At 68.6% G+C, this 19,379-nt stretch carries 21 protein-coding genes and 1 tRNA gene; 9 read left to right on the forward strand and 13 right to left on the reverse strand.

Features of this window, described 5'->3' with window-relative positions:
* Window positions 1-29: 29 nt before the first annotated feature.
* On the reverse strand, window positions 30-530 hold the full coding sequence (locus H2Q94_RS00070; RefSeq protein ID WP_243790661.1) for an SRPBCC family protein: 501 nt from the start codon (window positions 528-530) through the stop codon (window positions 30-32).
* 84 nt (window positions 531-614) lie between these two features.
* A complete protein-coding gene (locus tag H2Q94_RS00075) occupies window positions 615-1,166 on the reverse strand; it encodes a hypothetical protein (RefSeq protein ID WP_243790663.1) in 552 nt (183 codons plus the stop codon).
* Window positions 1,167-1,291: 125 nt separating this feature from the next.
* On the opposite strand from H2Q94_RS00075, the gene H2Q94_RS00080 reads away from it, so the two are divergent.
* Window positions 1,292-1,846 (forward strand): peptidylprolyl isomerase, encoded by a 555-nt coding sequence (locus H2Q94_RS00080; RefSeq protein WP_243790665.1) that lies wholly within the window; start codon window positions 1,292-1,294, stop codon window positions 1,844-1,846.
* 1 nt (window position 1,847) lies between these two features.
* A complete protein-coding gene (locus H2Q94_RS00085) occupies window positions 1,848-2,756 on the forward strand; it encodes a rhomboid family intramembrane serine protease (protein WP_243790668.1) in 909 nt (302 codons plus the stop codon).
* Between the two features lie 257 nt (window positions 2,757-3,013).
* Here H2Q94_RS00085 and H2Q94_RS00090 read toward each other — a convergent pair whose 3' ends face one another.
* Window positions 3,014-3,448 carry a PH domain-containing protein gene (locus H2Q94_RS00090; RefSeq protein WP_243790671.1) on the reverse strand — a complete coding sequence of 145 codons (435 nt, stop codon included), beginning with the start codon at window positions 3,446-3,448 and terminating at the stop codon, window positions 3,014-3,016.
* A 178-nt stretch (window positions 3,449-3,626) separates the two neighbouring features.
* Window positions 3,627-3,896: a cell division protein CrgA gene (gene crgA / locus H2Q94_RS00095; protein ID WP_243790673.1), complete on the reverse strand. Its 270-nt coding sequence runs from the start codon at window positions 3,894-3,896 to the stop codon at window positions 3,627-3,629.
* A 271-nt stretch (window positions 3,897-4,167) separates the two neighbouring features.
* On the opposite strand from crgA, the gene H2Q94_RS00100 reads away from it, so the two are divergent.
* The 3 genes from H2Q94_RS00100 to H2Q94_RS00110 are packed head-to-tail and all read left to right on the forward strand — an operon-like array spanning window position 4,168 to window position 5,798.
* Window positions 4,168-4,974, forward strand: a complete 807-nt coding sequence (locus H2Q94_RS00100) for a class E sortase (RefSeq protein WP_243790676.1) — start codon at window positions 4,168-4,170, stop codon at window positions 4,972-4,974.
* Window positions 4,974-5,129: a hypothetical protein gene (locus tag H2Q94_RS00105; RefSeq protein WP_243790678.1), complete on the forward strand. Its 156-nt coding sequence runs from the start codon at window positions 4,974-4,976 to the stop codon at window positions 5,127-5,129. Before H2Q94_RS00100 ends, H2Q94_RS00105 begins: the two co-directional genes overlap by 1 nt.
* Before the next feature lie 24 nt (window positions 5,130-5,153).
* Complete coding sequence (locus tag H2Q94_RS00110; protein WP_243790680.1) at window positions 5,154-5,798, forward strand: aminodeoxychorismate/anthranilate synthase component II; 645 nt, start codon at window positions 5,154-5,156, stop codon at window positions 5,796-5,798.
* 210 nt (window positions 5,799-6,008) lie between these two features.
* On the opposite strand, the gene H2Q94_RS31070 is transcribed toward H2Q94_RS00110, so the two are convergent.
* Genes H2Q94_RS31070 through H2Q94_RS00145 form a run of 8 tightly spaced genes read right to left on the reverse strand, consistent with a single transcriptional unit; the run spans window position 6,009 to window position 15,789 of the window.
* Window positions 6,009-7,127, reverse strand: a complete 1,119-nt coding sequence (locus tag H2Q94_RS31070) for a PASTA domain-containing protein (protein WP_309501099.1) — start codon at window positions 7,125-7,127, stop codon at window positions 6,009-6,011.
* A 2-nt stretch (window positions 7,128-7,129) separates the two neighbouring features.
* Complete coding sequence (gene pknB / locus H2Q94_RS31075; protein ID WP_309501100.1) at window positions 7,130-7,987, reverse strand: Stk1 family PASTA domain-containing Ser/Thr kinase; 858 nt, start codon at window positions 7,985-7,987, stop codon at window positions 7,130-7,132.
* Complete coding sequence (locus H2Q94_RS00120) at window positions 7,984-9,687, reverse strand: serine/threonine-protein kinase (RefSeq protein ID WP_397545398.1); 1,704 nt, start codon at window positions 9,685-9,687, stop codon at window positions 7,984-7,986. Before H2Q94_RS00120 ends, pknB begins: the two co-directional genes overlap by 4 nt.
* 2 nt (window positions 9,688-9,689) lie before the next feature.
* Entirely contained in the window at window positions 9,690-11,141 is a 1,452-nt protein-coding gene (locus H2Q94_RS00125) for a peptidoglycan D,D-transpeptidase FtsI family protein (protein WP_243790682.1), read from the reverse strand.
* Window positions 11,138-12,544: an FtsW/RodA/SpoVE family cell cycle protein gene (locus H2Q94_RS00130; RefSeq protein ID WP_243790684.1), complete on the reverse strand. Its 1,407-nt coding sequence runs from the start codon at window positions 12,542-12,544 to the stop codon at window positions 11,138-11,140. Before H2Q94_RS00130 ends, H2Q94_RS00125 begins: the two co-directional genes overlap by 4 nt.
* The gene (locus tag H2Q94_RS00135) at window positions 12,544-13,980 is read right to left on the reverse strand and encodes a protein phosphatase 2C domain-containing protein (protein ID WP_243790686.1); all 1,437 of its coding nucleotides are present in this window, start codon (window positions 13,978-13,980) and stop codon (window positions 12,544-12,546) included. Before H2Q94_RS00135 ends, H2Q94_RS00130 begins: the two co-directional genes overlap by 1 nt.
* Complete coding sequence (locus tag H2Q94_RS00140) at window positions 13,977-14,441, reverse strand: FHA domain-containing protein FhaB/FipA (RefSeq protein WP_243790688.1); 465 nt, start codon at window positions 14,439-14,441, stop codon at window positions 13,977-13,979. Before H2Q94_RS00140 ends, H2Q94_RS00135 begins: the two co-directional genes overlap by 4 nt.
* A gap of 40 nt (window positions 14,442-14,481) precedes the next feature.
* Window positions 14,482-15,789 carry a DUF3662 and FHA domain-containing protein gene (locus H2Q94_RS00145; RefSeq protein WP_309501185.1) on the reverse strand — a complete coding sequence of 436 codons (1,308 nt, stop codon included), beginning with the start codon at window positions 15,787-15,789 and terminating at the stop codon, window positions 14,482-14,484.
* 221 nt (window positions 15,790-16,010) lie between these two features.
* Here H2Q94_RS00145 and H2Q94_RS00150 point away from each other — a divergent pair.
* A tRNA-Leu gene (locus H2Q94_RS00150) sits at window positions 16,011-16,093 on the forward strand.
* A 217-nt stretch (window positions 16,094-16,310) separates the two neighbouring features.
* Here H2Q94_RS00150 and H2Q94_RS00155 read toward each other — a convergent pair.
* Window positions 16,311-16,547 carry a hypothetical protein gene (locus H2Q94_RS00155; RefSeq protein WP_243790693.1) on the reverse strand — a complete coding sequence of 79 codons (237 nt, stop codon included), beginning with the start codon at window positions 16,545-16,547 and terminating at the stop codon, window positions 16,311-16,313.
* A 159-nt stretch (window positions 16,548-16,706) separates the two neighbouring features.
* Here H2Q94_RS00155 and pcaD point away from each other — a divergent pair, with 159 nt between their 5' ends.
* The 3 genes from pcaD to H2Q94_RS00170 all read left to right on the forward strand — a co-directional run bounded on the left by pcaD (window position 16,707) and on the right by H2Q94_RS00170 (window position 19,262).
* The gene (pcaD, locus tag H2Q94_RS00160) at window positions 16,707-17,492 is read left to right on the forward strand and encodes a 3-oxoadipate enol-lactonase (protein ID WP_243790695.1); all 786 of its coding nucleotides are present in this window, start codon (window positions 16,707-16,709) and stop codon (window positions 17,490-17,492) included.
* A gap of 103 nt (window positions 17,493-17,595) precedes the next feature.
* Window positions 17,596-18,378, forward strand: coding sequence for an IclR family transcriptional regulator (locus tag H2Q94_RS00165; protein WP_243796014.1), 783 nt, complete (start codon window positions 17,596-17,598; stop codon window positions 18,376-18,378).
* Window positions 18,379-18,632: 254 nt separating this feature from the next.
* A complete protein-coding gene (locus H2Q94_RS00170) occupies window positions 18,633-19,262 on the forward strand; it encodes a hypothetical protein (protein WP_243796015.1) in 630 nt (209 codons plus the stop codon).
* Window positions 19,263-19,379: the final 117 nt, after the last annotated feature.

Raw genomic sequence — 19,379 nt, forward strand, 5'->3', positions numbered from 1 at the left:
CCGCTCCCGTGCGGCGCCACCGGGTGTCGCTAGCTCTGCTCGGCGGTCCTCTTGACGCCCGCCACCGTCTGGCGCAGCGCGTCCTGGAGCGCCTCGGTGCGGTCGGCGATGAACTTCGCGCCGCCGTCCTCCTGCTGCGCGAGGAACTCCTTGATCGGGCCGGTCAGTTCCTTCAGCACGTACCGCTGGGTGAGCCGGGAGCCCGATCCTTCCGGTTCGACCTCGAAGGACCACACGGAGTTGTCCACCTGCTCCGAACCGGTCAGCACGCCGAACGCGAAGCGCTTGCCGGGCTCGGCGGCGAGCACCTCGCACTCGCTGGACCAGGTGCGATCCCCGAAGCCGTTGTCGCCGCGGAACCGGGAACCGACCTCGCCCGGCGTGCCGGTCAGCCACTCGCCGCCGGTGCTCTCCGGGCTCCACTCGCTGAATCGAGTGATGTCGCTGATCAGCGGGTAGATCCGCTCGGGGGCGGCGTCGATGAAAGCCGAGTGGTGCAGGGTCAGCTGGTGCGCGTTCTGATCAGTCACCGGATCGACGTTACCCGAGCAGGGGCACTCGATCGGAGACATCGACGCGGCGGCACCCAGGGGCGCCGCCGCGTCGGTACGTCCTCAGCGGTCCGTGTTCGGACGCGCGTCGGGATTGCGGGACAGGCCGTCCTCGTGCGTCGGGAAGTCCTCCGCCTCGGCGATCGGCAGCTCTTCCGGGCGACGCGACAGGGCGACCACGGCCACCCCGGCGAGCGCGGCCAGCACCAGCAGCACCCACGGCCACTTGCGCCGCGGCTTCGGCGCCGGATCGATCCGGGCCGCGAGCTCCTTGCGAGCCTGCTCGGCGTTCTTGGCCAGCCGCTTGCGCGACTTCGCCGTCTTCTTGTCCCAGTCCTTGCGGGTCTTCTCCCACTGCTTGCGCGCCTTGCGGCTGCGCTCGGCGAGGTCCTCGCGGGAGAGCCCGGTGGCCTTCTGGGCGAGCAGTTCCGGCAGGTCCTCCGGCGCGAGCCCGCGCTCGGTGAGTTCCTGCTCCGCGCGGGCAATGTACTGCTTGGTCGCGCTGCGACCAGCCTTGCCCGCTCGGACGGCACCTTCGCGCGCGGTGCGCACCCCCGTGCCGACCGCCCTGCCCACGTTCTCACCAGTTCGGGCCATCGCCTCCACCTCGTCCATCGTGTGCCTCCTTGGCCGGCGTTCACCGGTCGCCTTGCCGTGCCGACGGTAACCGGCACGCGACGATCACTACCAATACTGCACCCAGGCACGTGGTTCGCGCTTTCCGATGGCAGGATGGATGCGTGGCTGAAGACAACGGATCGCTCGTCGGGAAGACCGTGACCGCGACCCTGCACACTTCGCAGGGCGACATCCGGGTCAACCTCTTCCCGAACCAGGCGCCGAAGACGGTGAGCAACTTCGTGGGGCTCGCCGAAGGGACCAAGGAGTACACGAACCCGAACGCGCGTGGGGAACGCTCCGGTCCGTTCTACGACGGCGTGATCTTCCACCGGGTCATCGACGGCTTCATGATCCAGACCGGGGACCCGACCGGCACCGGCCGCGGCGGCCCCGGTTTCGAGTTCGCCGACGAGTTCCACCCGGAGCTGCAGTTCGACAATCCGTACATCCTGGGCATGGCCAACCCGGGCCGGCCGAACATGAACGGTTCGCAGTTCTTCATCACGGTCGCGCGCACGCCGCACCTGAACTACAAGCACACGATCTTCGGTGAGGTCGCCGACCAGGAGTCCCGCGAGGTCGTGGACGCCATCGCGCACACCGCGACCGGTGCGCAGGACCGGCCGCTGACCGACATCGTGATCGAGAAGGTCTCCGTGGAGCTCGGCGAGTGACATGAACGTTCCCCCCGGTCAGCCGGCCGACCCGGAAGAAGCCGCGCAGCAGCAGGTGTGCGCCAGGCATCCGGATCGGCCGACCGGGCTGCGCTGCACGCGTTGCGAGCGTCCGGCCTGCCCGGAGTGCTTACGGGAAGCCTCCGTCGGCTACCACTGCGTCGATTGCCTGGCGCAGAGCCGCCGCGGCGGTCGTGAGGCGGTGACCGTCGCGGGCGCGAAGCTCAGCGGCAAGCCGATCGTCGTCCCCGTGCTGATCGTGCTCAACGTGCTGGCCTACGCCGTCACGGCGATCCAGGCGGGCAGCTTCCAGAACTACAACGACTCGGCGCAACTGTTCCACCAGTTCTCGTTGTGGCCGGTGGGCGTCGCGGGCGGGCAGTGGGTCCGCCTGATCGTCTCGGGCTTCCTGCACTTCGGCCCGATCCACCTGTTGATGAACATGGTGGCGTTGTGGGTCATCGGCCGGGACCTCGAAACGGTGCTTGGGCGGCTGCGGTTCACCTCCGTTTACCTGCTGTCCCTGCTGGGCGGCAGCACCGCGGTGTTCCTGTTCGACGGGATCGATACCTCCGTCGCCGGTGCCTCCGGTGCGGTGTACGGGCTGATGGGCGGCATCGCCGTGGCCGCGTTGCGGCTGAAGGTGAGCCTGCGGCCGGTGCTGATCGTGATCGCGCTGAACATCGTGCTGAGCGTGTCCATCCCCGGCATCTCGCTGCTCGGGCACCTCGGCGGAATCGTGCTCGGCGCGGCGGCGACCGCGGCGATGGTCTACGCGCCGCGCGAGCGCCGAAACCAGCTGCAGGCCGGTGCGCTGGGCGGACTGTTGGTGGTGCTGCTCGTGCTGCTGATAGTTCGAGACGCGCAGCTGGGGGAGTGGGTCTGCGCCGGAATGCGGTGCTACCGCTAGCGACGACTGGTCGTTCGTAACGGCTCGCTTAGCTGGTGACTCAGCGGAACCACGCTGCTTCCCTTGCCCGGTGCCAGCGACTTCTCATGTAGCCCGCTGCACAGCGAAATCCGGGTCCGGGCCGCTGTCCTCGCGAGGAAGCCGCGGAGAACCCGCCGGTGGTTCTTCTTGCTCGAGCTGGTCGCTGCTCATCGGCTTTCGCCGCTGACAAGACAACGATCAGAAGATCAAGGATTCCCGGCCCCGCCGCAGAGGCCTCACGGCCGGAGCTCCTCCAGGGCGTCTGCGACGTCTTGCGGGTCCTCGCCGAGGTCGAGCTTGCCGAGGATGACGAGCTCGCCCGATTCGGTGTCGAATTCCAGCGTCGACGACGTGATGCCGAGACGTTGCCGCGAGCGCACCTGGTACCGGACCTGCGACCACGGGTGGTGCCGGGTGCCGGTGAATCCGCGCAGCGCGATGCCCGACGGATCGGCGCGCAGCCGCGGCCGCAGCACACTCCCGCAGCCGGCGGCGACGGCCAGCACGATCGTGAGCACGCCGACGAACAACCGATCGGCGGGCGCCTCGGCGAGCCACCACCACACGGCGCTGCACGCGGCCAACGCCCACCCGCAGCTGATCAGACCGAGCGGAGTCGACCACTCGCGGAAGGTGTTCACGGCGACCTCGGCAGTGTCCGGTACCTGCACCGAACGGAGTTATCCACAGGGGTTGTCCACACTGGGGATGACTTACACGCGTGTTGTTCGGTGACTCGGGTCCAACGCGCGCGTGAACATCACGAACACGGAAGTGGGACTGCTGGTGCGGCGTTTCCGGAAAATCGGGTCCGCGCAGAAGACGACACGGCTCTGCGCACCAGAACGCTCAGCGCCACCGCATCGTCATCAGCAGGCCGACGATGATGAACGCGAAACCGACCGCGAAGTTCCACGCGCCCAGCTCCGCCATGAACGGGATCTTCTCGCCCGCGAGGTAGTTCACGACCAGCCACAGCAAGCCGATCAGCATCACGCCGAGCATCACGACCACGTATATCGGGTGCGACGGGCCGACCGACTTCGCCTTCACCGGCGTGCGGCGGTCCGCCACCGGAGTGGAAGCGGAGTCCTTCTTGCGGACCTTTGACTTCGGCATGATGTCCTCGCCAGGTGGTGCGGGCCGGCAGCGTCCGAGCCTGCTCGGCGGCGGTGAACGCGCCGGGGGCTCCGGAACCGCCCCCCGGTTCGCCGCTCCGGGACGGCCCGGTCGACGTATCGGAGCGGGCCTGGCCACGCCAGCGGAACCGATCACGACGCGTCTCGTTCTCCACTCACACGTTAACGTAATCGCGCGTCTGACCGAACACCCCTTCGCCGGTGCGGTACAGGTCGTGATGAGAGGGATACCGTTGGAAACGTCCGAGGTAGTGGCTGCCCCAGCGCCGGATCGTCGCGGTGAGCGGTTACGCGCCGGAATTCGGATCGGCGGCGAGGTGTTGATCACCCTCGGGCTGGTCCTGCTGCTGTTCGTCTTCTACGCCGTGCACGTCACCGACTGGTTCAGCGCCCACCGGCAGAGCGAGGCCGGCGACCGCTTACGCGCCCAGTGGCAACAGCGCGCCCCCGAAGCGCCGCCCGCGCCCACGGCGGCGGGGGAGGGGTTCGCGCAGCTCTACATCCCGGCGTTCGGACCGGACTACCGCTACACCGTGCTGGAAGGCACCGACGCGAAGACGCTCGCGGCAGGCCCCGGCCACTACGCGGGCACGGCGCTGCCCGGTGAACAGGGCAACCTCGCCATCGCCGGACACCGCATCGGCAAGGGCGCCCCGTTCGGCGACCTCGACCGGCTCGCCGCGTGTGACGCGCTGGTCGTGGAGACCGCCGCGGATTGGTACGTCTACCGGGTGCTGCCGATGAGCCGGCAGGTCGCGGGCTGGGATCCCGCCGCCGATCCGCGCTGCACCGGAGTCGCCCCGATCGACGGCCCGTACCGCGGGGTGGCCGGGCAGGAGATCGTGCGGCCCGAGCAAGGGGAAGTGATCTATCCGGTGCCGGGGCGTCCGCACGACGCACTCCCGCGTGAACAGCAGACCAGACTGATCACGCTCACCACCTGTCACCCGCGGTTCTCCGCAGCCCAGCGGCTGATCGTGCACGGGGTTCTGGTCAAGCAATACCCCAAGGACCCGGTGCACCGGGATCTGCGGCCGCCCGAGCTGGAGGAGTCCTGATGTACGGCTGGATTTGGCGGCACCTGCCGGGACCGCCACCGGTGAAGATCGTCGAAGCGGTGCTGCTGGTGCTGATGGTGGTGGCGTTGCTGCTGTTCGTGGTGTTCCCGTGGCTGGAGCCGCTGCTGCCGTTCAACGACGTCACCACGGTGTGATGCCGCGCCGGTAGGGTGGCGAACGTGCGCGTACTCGTCGTCGACAACTACGACAGCTTCGTCTACAACCTCGTGCAGTACCTCGCCCAGCTCGGCGCGGACTGCGTGGTGCGGCGCAATGACGCCGTCACCGACGAGGACGTGGCCGCTGCCGATGGCATCCTGCTCAGTCCCGGACCGGGCACGCCGGATCGGGCCGGGCGGTCGATGGAGCTCGTGGCGACCTGCGCGAGGGACCGGCGCCCCCTGTTCGGCGTGTGCCTGGGTCACCAGGCGATCGGCGCGGTCTGGGGCGGCGTCGTGGAGCGCGCACCGGAACTGCTGCACGGCAAGACCTCGCTGATCGAGCACTCCGGTTCGGGCGTGTTCGCCGGGTTGCCGCAGCCGTTCGTGGCGACGAGGTATCACTCGCTGATCGTGCGCGCGGTGAGCGTGCCCGATGATTTCGAGGTCACCGCGCACACCGGCAGCGGGATCGTGATGGGCATGCGGCACCGTGAACTGCCCATCGAGGGCGTGCAGTTCCACCCGGAGTCGGTGCTCACCGACGGCGGGCACCGGATGCTGGCGAACTGGATGGCCGCGGCCGGGCATCCGGTCAGCGCCGAGCTGGTCGACGAGCTGGAGCGCGGCATGCGGTCCCTCGCCGCCGCCGCGCAGCGTTCTTGATCCTTTTCGCTGCGCTGACCAGGTGAGATCGCGGTTCCACGTGAAACCGCGGCGCTGATCGCCGCCCGCGGTCCCTCGCCTGCCGATCCGCCGCCGGACGTGACAATGCCCGGAGGCCACGCGGTGGCGGGTTCATGATCTCGTGCGAGATCAGGCGAACCGCGCCGGAACCGCGAAGCGCCTCCGGGCACCCCTGCGCTGCGCCGGCCGTCAGCCGAACGGCGGGAACAGCCCGCCCGACGTGGGCGGGTTGGTCGTGCTGGGATTCGAGTCGTACTTGCCGATCTGCAAGGTCACCGACTGGTTCTTGCCGATCTTCTGGCCCTCCGAGGGCGAGCTGCCGATGACCTTGTCGTCCTTGCTCAGGTCGGAGGTCTCGGTCTCCTGCTCCTGGATGGAGCCGCTCCAGCCCATCTGCTTGAGCGCCTGCTCGGCCTCTTCCTTCGACTTGCCGGTCAGCGAGGGCATGGTGAGCTGCGCGCCGTTCGAGACGACCAGAGTGATCTCGGAGCCCTGCCGGACGCTCTCACCTGCCGACGGAGACTGCTCCAGGACGGTGTTCGCGTCCTTGTCCGAGTCGCGCTCCTCGCGCTTGACCTTGAACCCGGCCGCTTCCAGATTGCCCTTGGCCTGGTCGTAGGACAGGCTGCGCACGTCCGGGACCTGGGACTTCGAGATCTCTTTGCCGACGGTCACGTTGATCGTGGTGCCGCGGGCGGCGCTGTCGCCCTTGCTGTCCCAGTCGACGATCTTGCCGACCATGCTGGGGTCCTCGACCTCGACCTCCTCGTCGTCCAGACCGAGCGTGAGTCCGATCTCGCGCAGCATCGTGGAGGCTTCGCTCTTGTTCTTGCCGTACAGGTCGGGGACGGGAACGAACGCGGGGCCGCCGCCTTCGCAGACGGTGAGCCGCTGGTTCTCCTTCACCACCTGGGTGCCGGGGGCCGGCGTCACCTTGACGACCGTGCCGACCTTCTCGGCGGTCGACTCGCACTGGGTGACGTCGAACAGCCAGCCCGTCGAGGTCAGGGTGGACCTGGCCGCGCTCGTCGTCTGGCCCTCCAACGGCGGAACGGCCGTCCTCTTCGGCTGCTCCGGACCGGCGAACATGGTGGTCGCGAGCCACGCGACCAAGACGAACACGCCGACGCAGGCCAAAGTGACCAGTGCGATCAACCAGCTTCGGCGGCGTTTGCCATCGTCGTCGTCCTCGATCGCCACGGCGGAGGTGGTGCCGGTGGGGCGGTCCGGCGAGCGGTGCCTGCCCGGGCTGAACACCTCGGTCGCCGCCGGCGGCGCCATCATCGCCGTGCGGTCCTCCTCCGACATGATCATCGGAGCCTTGGGCGCTGCCCGGACAGCACCCGCACCAGGTCGGCCCGCATCTCCGCGGCCGACTGGTAGCGGTTCGCCGGGTTCTTGCTCAGCGCCTTGAGCACCACCGCGTCCAGCGAGGCGGGCACGGTCGAGTTCACGTCGGACGGCTTGCGCGGGTCCTCCCGCACGTGCTGGTAAGCGACCGCGACCGGCGAGTCACCGGTGAACGGCGGCTCCGAGGTCAGCAGCTCGAACAGCACGCAGCCCGCCGCGTACACGTCGGAACGGGCGTCCACGGACTCACCGCGGGCCTGCTCCGGCGACAGGTACTGGGCGGTGCCGATCACGGCGGCGGTCTGCGTGACCGCGGCCTGGCCGTCGGCGAGCGCCCGCGCGATGCCGAAGTCCATCACCTTCACCGCGCCGGAGCGGGTGATCATGATGTTGGCGGGTTTCACGTCCCGGTGCACGATGCCGTGCCGGTGGCTGAAGTCCAGCGCCGCCGAGGCGTCCGCCATGACCTCCATCGCGCGGCGCGGCGGCAGCGGACCTTCGGACTTGACGATGTCGCGCAGCGTCCGGCCGTCCACGTACTCCATGACGATGTACGGGAGCTGATCGTCTTCCGTGTCCGTCTCGCCGGTGTCGTAGACGGCGACGATCGCCGGGTGGTTCAGCGCGGCGGCGTTCTGCGCTTCGCGGCGGAACCGCAGCTGGAACGTCGGATCACGGGCGAGGTCGGCACGCAGTACCTTGACCGCCACGTCGCGCCCCAGCCGGATGTCCCGGCCGCGGTGCACCTCCGACATACCGCCGTAACCGAGTGTGTCCCCGATTTCGTAGCGGTTGTTGAGAAGTCGCGGTGAGCTCATCGATGCGTCGTCCCGATCCTCGTCAATGATCGTCCCATCATGCCGACCCGCAGTGTGCTGCCGATCGCCGCCATTCGGTGGCGACGACCTGCGTGGTGTGTCCCTGGCGTCGCTGCGCCGGAACCGGCGGTTCCGGATCCCGCCGCAACGACACGCGTCTCGGCACCGATCCACGCGCTACCGGGAACAGAGACCCGGTAGTGCGTGGGCCGATGCCGTTGCGTCCGTCGGAAAGCGGCGCCGTCGTGGCGCGCGCAATCCGGATCGAATTGCCGTAGCGCAGTCTGTCGGATCTGTTCCGAAGAATCCAGAAGCGTCAGCTTCCCGGCGCACCGCCACAGGTCCACGCGAGTGACTCCCATAGTCGCAGAACCCGTTGCGGCGTCTGCCGGTACTCCCGTCGGGGCATCGTCCGGTCCGCACCCGCCGTGCGGCGAGCGTCGCCGCCCTGGCAGGAGACCGACGCCGAGCAGCGCGGAAGCGGGGGCGACCGGTCCCGGTTCGGGCGCCAGCATCCACACGGTGAACCCGAGCAGCACCAGCAGCACCACACCGGCCAGCGCGAGCACCACCCACAACCAGCCCCGAGAGTGCCGGGCCGGTGCGGCCGGGTACGGCGCGGCCACCGGAATGCCCGAAGTGGGCGGACCGGACTGGTGCGGGTGCTGCGGGCCGGGCATCCGGCCTTGCGGCGGGATCACCCCCGGCGGGTACGTGTTGCCCATCGGTCCAGCTTGCGGCTGCTGTTGCGGAGGCGGGGACGGCGGCCCGACATGCAGCGGGGGCACGCCGCCCGCGGGTGCCCCCACATTCCTCGGTGCCGGATGCTGATGTATCACCATCGTGGCCGGTGTCGGCAGTGGTAACCCGGCGCGGACCGCGGCGACCGCCTTCGCGAACTCGCCGCCGTTGCCGTAGCGCCTGCGCGGATCCTTCACCAGCGTCGCCTCGATCAACGCGCGCGCGCCCGGCGGCACGTCCGGCGGAAGCGGCGGGGCCACCTCACGGATGTGCATCATCGCGACGGTAACGGCGTTGTCGGACAAAAACGGCCGATGCCCCTTGAGACATTCGTAACCCACCACGGCCAGCGAATACACATCGCTGGACGGGCTCGCCTCGCTGCCCAGGGCTTGCTCCGGCGCGATGTAGTGCGCGGTGCCCATCACCATGCCGGAACGGGTCACGGGTGCCGCGTCCGCCGCTTTGGCGATGCCGAAATCGGTGAGCTTCACCGTCCCCGTCGGGGTGATGAGGATGTTGCCGGGTTTGACGTCGCGATGCACCAGGCCGCGTTCGTGCGCGGCCTGCAACGCGTTGCCCGCCTGCTCCAGCATGTCCAAGGTGTGTTCGACGGCGATCCTGCCTTCGCGGGCCAGCACGGCCGCCAGCGGCTCGCCTTCGACGAGTTCCATCACCAGGTAGGCCGTGTCCTCCGGCCCGTCCGGGATGGCGGCGGTCTCGCCGTAGTCGTGCACGGCGGCGATTCCGGGGTGGTTGAGCGAGGCGGTGGTGCGGGCCTCGGTGCGGAAGCGGTGCAGGAACTCCGCGTCACCGCACAGTTCCGGCTTGAGCACCTTCACCGCGACCGTCCGGTCCAGCCGGACGTCGACGGCTTCCCACACCTCGCCCATTCCGCCCACGGCGATGCGCCGACCCAGCCGGTACCGGTCGGCGAGCAACTGGCCGGAGGTCAGCACGGTCAGCCACCTCCCTGCAGACCTGCCCGGATCACTTCGCGGCCGATGGGGGCTGCGATGGAGCCGCCGGTGGCCTCCGCGCCCTCATCGCCACCGTTCTCGACGATCACCGCGACGGCGATCTTCGGGTCCTCGGCGGGGGCGAACGCGACGTACCAGCCGTGCGGCTTGTCGTCCTCGTCGCCGTGCTGAGCGGTACCGGTCTTGGAGGCGATGTCGACCCCGGAGATCTTGCCGGAGCCCTTGGTGTTCTGCTCCGACTTCAACATCATCTCGCTGATCTGGTCGGCCGCGTTCGACGAGACGGCCTGGCTCATCTCCTCCGGCTTGAGCTCGTCGATGACCTCCATGTCGGGGGCACGCGTGCTCTTGACCAGCTGCGGCTTCATCAGCTTGCCGTCGTTGGCGATCGCGGCGGCCATCATCGCGTTCTGCATCGGGGTGACGCGGACGTCGCGCTGGCCGATGCCGCTCTGGTACAGCGAGGCCGGGTCGGACATCGGGCCGAGGTCCGACTTGGCGACCGTCATCGGGATCTGCAGATCGGTGCCGAAGCCGAACTTCGCCGCCGTCTCGCGCATCTTGTCCGCGCCGACCTTGCCGGCGATCTCGGCGAAGGCGGTGTTGCAGGAGTGCGCCAGCGCCTCGGTGAGGGTGCTGCCCTTGCAGGTCTTGCCGCCGTAGTTCGGCAGCTCGGTGTTCGTGTTCGGCAGGGTGATCGAGGCCGCCGGGTTGACCTGGCTGTTCGGCTGGTAGCCGCTGTCGAGCGCGGCGGCCGTGGTGATCAGCTTGAAGGTCGAGCCGGGCGGGTAGATCTCGGAGACCGAGCGGTTGCTCATCGGTGAGCCCTGGGCGTTCTCCATCTGCTGCCAGCTCTCGGCTGCGGCGTTGTTGTCGTGCGAGGCCAGCGGGTTCGGGTCGTACGACGGCGAGTTGACCATGCTCAGGATCTCGCCGGTCTTCGGGTTCAGAGCCACCACGGACCCTTGGAAACCCTTGTTGGTCAGCTGGTCGTAGGCGACCTTCTGCATCGCGGGGTCGACCGTCAGCTCGACGTCGCCGCCCGCCGGAGCCCGGCCGGTGATCATGTCCGAGAGCCGGTTGAACGCGAGGCTGTCATCGGAGCCGTTGAGGATGGTGTCCATCGCCCGCTCGACGCCGTTGGCGCCGTAAGTCGGCGAGTCGAACCCGGTGACGGGCGCGTACAGCGGCCCGTTCGGGTAGACCCGCTGGAACTTCAGCTCGTCGCCGGTCTCCACCGAGTTCGCCAGCGACTGCCCGCCCGCGATGATCTGGCCGCGCTGCTTGGCGTACTCCGCGCGCTGCGTCCGGCCGTTGCCGGGACCGTTGCGCAGGTCGTCCGCCTGGATCACCTGCACGTAGGTCACGTTGCCCATCAGCAACAGCACCATGGCCATCATGGCCAGGGCGACTCGTCGTAGCGGCTTGTTCATCGGGGACGTTCCACCAATTCGGTGTGTGCTTCGGCGATCGGGGCCTGCTGCGGCTTCGGCTTCACCGTCGGCTGCGGCCTGCGTGCCGCATCGGAGATGCGCAGCAGCATCGCGATCAGAATGTAGTTCGCCAGCAGCGACGAACCGCCGTAGGCGAGGAACGGAGCTGTCAGACCGGTCAGCGGGATGAGGGCGGTGACGCCGCCCGCCACCACGAACAGCTGCAGCGCGATGGTGAACGAGAGTCCACCGCCGAACAGCTTGCCGAAGGAATCCCGCACCGCAAGTGCGCTGCGCAGGCCGCGCATCATCAGCAGCAGGTACATCATGAAGATCGCGATCAGGCCGACCAGCCCGAGCTCTTCGCCCATCGAGGTGACGATGAAGTCGCTGTTCGCGTACGGCACCGTCTCCGGGCTGCCGTTGCCCAGTCCGGAACCGCCGATACCGCCGCTGCCCAGCCCGTACAAGGCCTGCTTGAGCTGGTAGGCGTCGTCGCCGTACACCGGGTCCAGCCACCCGTTCACCCGCTGCTGGACGCGGGACACGGTCTGGAACGCCAGGAAGGCGCCCACCGCGAACAGCGACAGGCCGAGCACCACCCAGATCGCGCGTTCGGTGGCGATGTAGAGCATCACCAGCACGATGCCGAAGAACAGCAGCGACGTGCCCAGGTCCTTCTCCAGCACGCCGATGCCGATCGCGGCCGCCCAGGCCACCAGCATCGGCATCAGGTCCCGCGGCCGCGGCAGTTCCACGTTGAGGAACTTGCGGCCCGCGGTGGTGAACAGCTCGCGCTTGGACACCAGGAACGAGGCGAAGAAGATCATCAAGAGGATCTTGGCGAACTCACTGGGCTGCACCTGCCCCAGCGGGCCGAACTTGATCCACAGCTTCGCGCCGTTGACCTCGGAGATCGCGCTGGGCAGCAGACCTGGCAGCGCGAGCAGCACCAGTCCGACGAACCCGCAGGTGAAGCTGTACTTCGCCAGCGTGCGGTGGTCCTTGATGAACGCCAGCACCAGGGCGAACAGCACCAGGCTCAACGCCAGCCACGCGATCTGCCGCACGGCGTACTCGGTGTCCTTGGCGATGTCGATCCGGTGGATCATCACCAGCCCGAGCCCGTTGAGCAGTGCCACCAGCGGCAGCATCAACGGGTCGGCGTACGGCGCCCACTTGCGCACCGCGAAGTGCGCGGCGCCGAACAGCGCCAGGTAGGCGGCGCCGTAGTAGAACAACTGGCGGGTGACCGTGTTCTCCTGGCTGATCTCCACCAGCATCATCGCGAACGTGACGATCACAACGGAGATCACCAGCAGGACCAGTTCCGTGCCCCGGCGGGTGTTGACCTGCTGGACCGCGCTCGAACCGGTGCCTTCGGACGTACCGGGCTGCGACATCAGCTCACCGTCCGGCAAGTGACACCGGGGGTCTGCTCCGCCGACTTCAGCGGAGTGTCGGTCGGCGACGGGGGAGCGCCCGGTGGGGGCGGTTCACCCGGAACCGAGGTCTGTCCCGGTGGCAACGGCTGTTCCGGCGGCGTGTTCGCCGGCGGGTTCTGCCCCTCCGAGGGAGTGTTCGCCGGCGGAGTCGGCTCCGGCTCTTCGCACTGCGGCAGCAGCGCGGTCATCCGCAGCCGCCGCATCGCGTCGCGCGCGGAGTCCAGCCCGTTGACGTCGGTGATCCCGCTGCGCACATCGGTTCGCCGGGCCTCCTGCAGATCGTTGATGCCGATCGGCTGGCAGTCCGGTGCGGAGCCTTGCGGGCATGAGTCCTCGACCTGCCAGCGCAGCGACACACCGAGGACGCTGCCCTGAAGGCCTTGGAAGATCACCACATCATCGGCGTCGTTGACCCCGATGTAGTACTGCTGATGCAGCCACCAGCGACCCACCAAGCCCGCTCCCACGAGCACGATGAGCACACCGGCTAGGACGAAGAGTGCACGCAGCCAGCCTCGCCGGTGCGTGCCCCGGTCAGGAGGGGGGGCTGTGTCGTACCGCTGCTGTTGTGGCTTCGGCATGGTGGCCGCGCTCGCGCGAGCCGCCGAAGAGTCAGGCTGCGGGTCCTCCTCTCCGTTTCCCGCGGCGCCCCCGACGATCGGGGCGTCTTCGCCGAATTCGACGTCCACGACGTCCGCGATGATCACGGTGACGTTGTCCGGCCCACCGCCGCGCAACGCCAGCTCGATCATGCGGTCCGCGCAGGCCTGCGGATCGGGGATCCGCAGCGCGTCGGCCATCGTCTCTTCGCTGACCGGGCCGGTGAGGCCGTCGGAGCAGAGCAGGTAGCGGTCGCCCGCCCGTGCCTCGCGAACCGCGAGACTGGGCTCGACCTCATGGCCGGTCAACGCCTTCAGCAGCAGGGAACGCTGCGGATGGTTGGCGGCCTCCTCCTCGGTGATCCGACCTTCGTCGATCAGCGATTGGACGAAGGTGTCGTCGTGGGTTATCTGGGAAAGCTCGCCGTCGCGCACCATGTAGGCACGTGAGTCACCGATGTGCACCAGCCCCAGCTTGCTGCCCGCGAACAAGACCGCGGTCAGCGTCGTCCCCATACCGTCGAGGTCTGGGTCCTGGGAGACGAGCTCGGAGATCGCACCGTTTCCGGACAGCACTGCTTGACGCAGGTGTCCGAGCAGGTCGTCACCGGGTTCGTCATCGTCGAGCGGCGCCAGGGCCGCGATGACGACTTTGCTGGCGACCTCACCGGCGGCATGGCCTCCCATGCCGTCCGCGAGGGCGAGAAGTCGTGGGCCGGCATAGACCGAGTCCTGGTTGTTCGAGCGCACCAGGCCGCGGTCGCTGCGGGCAGCGTAGTGAAGGACGAGGGTCATGATCGCAGCTCGATCACCGTCTTGCCGATTTTGATCGGAACGCCGAGCGGGACCTTCGTGGCTCCCGTGACCTTCGCCCGATCGAGGTATGTGCCGTTAGTGGAGCCTAGATCTTCCACGTACCAGTCGTTGCCGCGGAGCGACAATCGTGCGTGCCGGGTCGACGCGAAGTCGTCGTCCAGCACCAATGTGGAGTCGTCGGCTCGGCCGATCATGATCGGCCGACCTTCGAGCGAAATGCGGGTGCCCGCGAGCGGACCGTGCGTCACGACCATCTGGCGTGGCGCCTTGTTCTTGCCGCGGGCTTGCTTGCTCGACGTCTTACCCGCCCCCGGCATCGACACCCGCATGCCGGAGGCGGAGTACAGATCGGAACGAACCACGCGAAGCGCGGCCAGCACGAACAACCAGAGCAGGGCGAGAAACCCTGCTCTGGTCAGCTGAATCACCAGCTCTGGCACTTGTTGTGAACGCTCCTACTCCGTCTTGTGAGCCGGGGGATCAGCCCTGGCTACGGAACACCAACGACGAATGGCCGACACGGATCACGTCGCCATCCGCCAGCTGCCAAGTCTGCACCGGAGTGCCGTTGACCGTGGTGCCGTTCGTCGAACCGAGATCCGCCAGCATCGCCGACATGCCGTCCCAGGTGATCTCGATGTGCTTGCGGGACACACCCGTGTCGGGAAGCCGGAACTGGCCTTCCTGACCGCGACCGATCACGTTCGAACCGTGCTGCAGCGTGTACGACCGGTTGGACCCATCGTCGAGCTGAAGCATCGCCGTCTGCTGGCGAGCATCCGGATATCCGCCCGGAGCGCTCGGCGGGTAGGCCCCGCCGGGCTGACCGTAGCCCTGATCGAATCCCGGCTGCGGCGGCTGAGCATAGCCCTGGTCGAAACCGGGCTGTTGCTGACCATAGCCCTGGCCCTGGTCGAAACCGGGCTGCTGGCCGTAACCGGGGTCGTAACCCTGCGGCGGCTGGCCGTAACCCTGGTCGTAACCGGGCTGCTGCGGGAATCCACCGGGAGTGCTCGGCGGGTAGCCGCCACCGGGCTGCGGCGGCTGGCCGTAACCGGGCTGCGGCGGCTGGCCATAGCCCTGGTCGTAACCCGGCTGCGGCGGCTGGCCGTAACCCTGGTCGTAACCCGGCTGCTGGCCGTAGCCCGGCTGCTGCCCGTAGCCCTGGTCGTAACCGGGCTGCGGCGGCTGGCCATAGCCCGGCGGCGGCTGCTGCTGGCCGTAGCCCTGGTCGTAACCGGGCTGCTGGCCGTAGCCGTAGTTGGGGTCCTGCCCGTACTGGCCTTGGCCGTAGCCCTGGTCGTAGCCGTACTGCCCTTGCTGCTGGCCGTACGGATCTCCCTGGGGATAGTGGCCCGGTGGCTGGCTCATGGGTCGGTCTCCTGCGGTACGAGGTGTTGCCGTCCGTCGGTTGATATCGGGGTCGACGGACGACTTGATACGAAACTGTCCCGTGTGCAGCGTCTCAGAGCGCTCCAGGGAGACTACGACGTCACCATATGTGTCCCACCCCTGCTCGGTGAGGTGCTCCTGAACGCAGTCGGTGAGGAGGTCGGTCACCCGAGCCTCATCACCGGTGAGTCGCTCGTGATCGGACGGACTCAAGAGCACAACGTAGTTGTTGCACGCCAGTAGCCGGCCCCCCGCGAGTTCCCGCAGTTGGACTTCAGCCTCACGCTGCAAGTCCTGCGCGACCTCTTGTGGGACCACCTTCCCGCCGAACACACGCGCGAAGCCATTGCCGACCATGCCTTCGAGCTTGCGCTCGAAGCGCTGCACGAGGCCCACGACGATCCCCTCCACGCGTACGACTCCGACGACCATCGTATCTGGGTCGACGGGGCGGGACACCGACCACTTCCCAACTTGTGTCACCCCCGCCGCAAGACGCCTGCGGGTGGGTGCTAATCTTTTTCAGCCAGCACGACGGCGGGACGGAACACCAGCCAGGTGGAACGGACCCCGGTACAGACGGTCAAGGCCAGGCAGGATAGGCTTTGATCAGCCACGGGCGAGTGGCGGAATGGCAGACGCGCACGGTTCAGGTCCGTGTGTCCGTAAGGACGTGAGGGTTCAACTCCCTCCTCGCCCACTCCCGAAAGGCCCCACCGGTTTCAGGTGGGGCCTTTCGTCATTGTTGCGGCGAGCCCGCTGGTCAGGGCGAGGCCGTGCCGATCTTCCGTGGTGGGGCTCGTCATGGTTCGCGGAGAGCGAAGTTCGTGCGCTCGGGCGTGCCGCGGTCCGGCCGGTGTGGTGTTGCCGACATCGATCCGCTCCCGTGCTCGGCGGCGGAGGCGGCACGGCGTTCGTCACGCGTTCCAGGTGACCTCGCAGGGTTGGTGTGGGCGGACGGATTCGCTGCAGTCTTCGCAGCGGTCGGTGATCGCGTCGGCGGCCGCGCCGCGACCCGCGAAGGGGACCTTGATCCAGCGGTGGCACACGGTCGGCAGCAGCTGCCCGCCGGGGAACGTGCCGGGCGCGAACTCCACTGCATGGCGAACCTTCGCACCCGGTCCTACCAGCCAATACACCGTCTCCCGCATCATGCCTCCCCTGCGTTGGCGGTTCGCGCCACGCTAATTGGGAAGTTGAAGGATCAATAGGTATCGGTGGAGTGAACTGGCCGGTCTCGGATAGTGATCGTCGGCGTGAACCCGCCGCGGCCGGGGAACCCGAGCCGTGCGGCGGCGGAAGGAGAAGCGCTGGTGAGCACCTGGGAGGAACCGGGCCTGCATTGGACGGAAGAAGGCGGGCGGGACGCGCCGGTGCTCGTGCTGTCCCACGCGCTCGGCGGTACGAGCGCGATGTGGGATCCGCAACTGGCCGCGCTCACCGAGCATTACCGGGTCGTGCGCTACGACCAGCGCGGCCATGGTCGTTCGCCGGCGCCGCCCGGGCCGTACCTGCTGGAGGAGCTGGCGGGGGACGTGCTGGTACTGCTGGATCACCTGGAGGTTCCGTCGGCTTCGTTCGCGGGCGCCTCGCTGGGCGGGGTGGTCGGGCTGTGGCTCGGTGCGCACGCCCCGGAGCGGATCGACGCGTTGACCGTCTGCGGCACGTCGGCCTGGCTGGATCGGCGGGAATCGGAGCTCGATCGTGCGCGGGCGGCCCGTGAGCACGGAACGAACGAACTGGTGTCGCCGACGATCGAGCGCTGGTTCACGCCGTACTTCCGGGAGCACCACGCGGAGCAGACCGCGGCCTACGCGGCGATGATCGCCGGCACCGACGACGAGGCCTACGCCCGGTGCTGCGAGGTCCTCGCGCACGCGGACCTGCGGGCGGAGCTGCCGTCGATCAGCGCACCGACACTGGTGATCTCGGGTGCGGAGGATCCGGCCACCCCGCCGGAGCACGGCGCGGTGATCGCCGACGGCATCGGCGACAACGCCCGGCTGGGGATCGTGGACGGTGCCGCTCACCTCGCCAACGTGGAACGACCAGAGCAGGTCAACGCGCTGCTGCTCGAGGATCGCGGCGCCGCGGGCTGAGCAGCCGCCGCTCGGCTCTTGGCGGGGGAGTGGGACTGTGCTGGGCTGGACCCGGACGGTGCGGTGCGGGCAGGTCGGCGGTGCAGCCGGCCGGGAGGTCGTGATGGCGGGCAACAGCCGGGATTCCGGGCGGTCGGTGACGGGGCGGGCGTTGAGCGTGCTCACCGCGTTCGACGCCGATCACACCAGGCTCACGCTGACCGCGATCGCGCGCCGCTCCGGGATTCCGCTGGCGACGGCGCACCGCCTCGTCGGCGAGCTGGAGACGTGGGGCGCGGTGCAGCGCGATGAGGACGGGCGGTACGCGATCGGCCTCCGGCTGTGGGAGATCGGGATGCTCGTCCCGGTGCACGCGGTGCTGCGGGAGGCGGCGCTGCCGTTCATGCAGGAGCTGTGCGAGAGCACTCGGGAGAACGTGCATCTTGCGGTGCGGGATCACTGGGATGCCGTATACGTAGAGAAGCTGACGGTCCCTCGTTCGGTATCGATCGTTTCCCGAACGGGTGGACGGTTGCCGCTGCATCCGACCGGAGTCGGCCGGGTGCTGCTCGCCCACGCTCCCGCGCAGGTCGTGCACGGCTACTGCGAGCGCGGGCTGTCCCGGCACACGCCTTACACGATCACCGAACCCGGCAGGCTGGCGCGCGAATTGCGGGCGGTGCGCAGCCGGGGGTTCGCGCAAACGTCCGAAGAGATGACACTCGGTAACTGCTCGGTGGCGGTTCCGGTGCGGGACGGGACGGGAACGGTCGTCGCGGCATTGGGCCTGGTCGCGCGTAGTGTCCGCGCGGAGCATTCCAAGCTGGTCAAGCCGTTGCTGCCGGCGGCGGAGGCGATTCGCAAGCGGTTGGCGGAGCACGATCTCGCGCGATCCGACGCGGGCTGAGCTGCGCTAGCGGCCCCCGGAACGATCCCTTCCGAGCGTCACCTGATTGGCCGCACCGCCGGGCTGAAGTCGTCCAACCGCTCACCGACCGGTCACCGACCGCTCGCCGCCGCCGGTCGCAGGACCACCACGTCGGCGCAGAGGAATCGGTCTTGACCTGTTTTAGTCGGACTGCCTGGGAAGAAGGAATGCCGGGCAGTGAGCGCTTTTTGTTGCAGCCAGTGCATCGAGGGAGGCGGGGAGCCGTGACCGGAATGCCGGGACGTGCCACGGTCGACAACGAGGTCCGGATCAGCTCTACCCACGCACGATCTCCGCTCGATTTACCGGCCTCCATCGGTCGGCTCACCTCGCTGTCGGCGGACGCCCTCGCATGGTCGGGAACCGTGCTGCCGCCGGTGAAGATGCTCGGCAGGCACGTGGTGCCGGTGGCGGAGCTCGTCCCGGACGCGCACGCCGAGCGGCTGTGCTTCGGCAGCGAGCCGGTGCTGGACCGCGCGGAGATCTCCACCTGGGTGTGGCCGGAGATGGACGGCCGGGTGCCGCCGCCGAGCGCGCACCTCGTCGGGATGCTCGCTCCCGCTCGGCACTGGCGCACCGCGCTGACCGCAGCCGTGCCGTTCGCCCGGTTCACCAGCACCGCGATCATCGTGCCGAAGAGCGTCACCGACGCGAAGGACTTCATGTCCACCTGTCTGATCCGGGCGCGGCAGTTCGGTGTCGCGGTGCTCAGCGCGGAGGCCGACAACGTCAAGGTGGAGCTGGAGGGGCGTTCCTTCGCGGACGCGCCGCCGATCGAGCACACCGCGGTGTCCCGCTGGGTGAACGAGGTCGTCTACCAGCAACTCCTCGCGGCCGAAGCTCCTGCCCCGTCGCGAAGCTGACCTGACGACCCCGTCGCGAAGCTGACCCGGCCGGCCCGTCGCGGCTCCGGCGGTGATCGAGTGAATGTCCCCTTCGGCCGGTGAACTGGTCCCCGGTGGTTGGACTGGAAAGTCAGT

The organism is Saccharopolyspora gloriosae (genome assembly GCF_022828475.1).
Classification (GTDB): domain Bacteria; phylum Actinomycetota; class Actinomycetes; order Mycobacteriales; family Pseudonocardiaceae; genus Saccharopolyspora_C; species Saccharopolyspora_C gloriosae_A.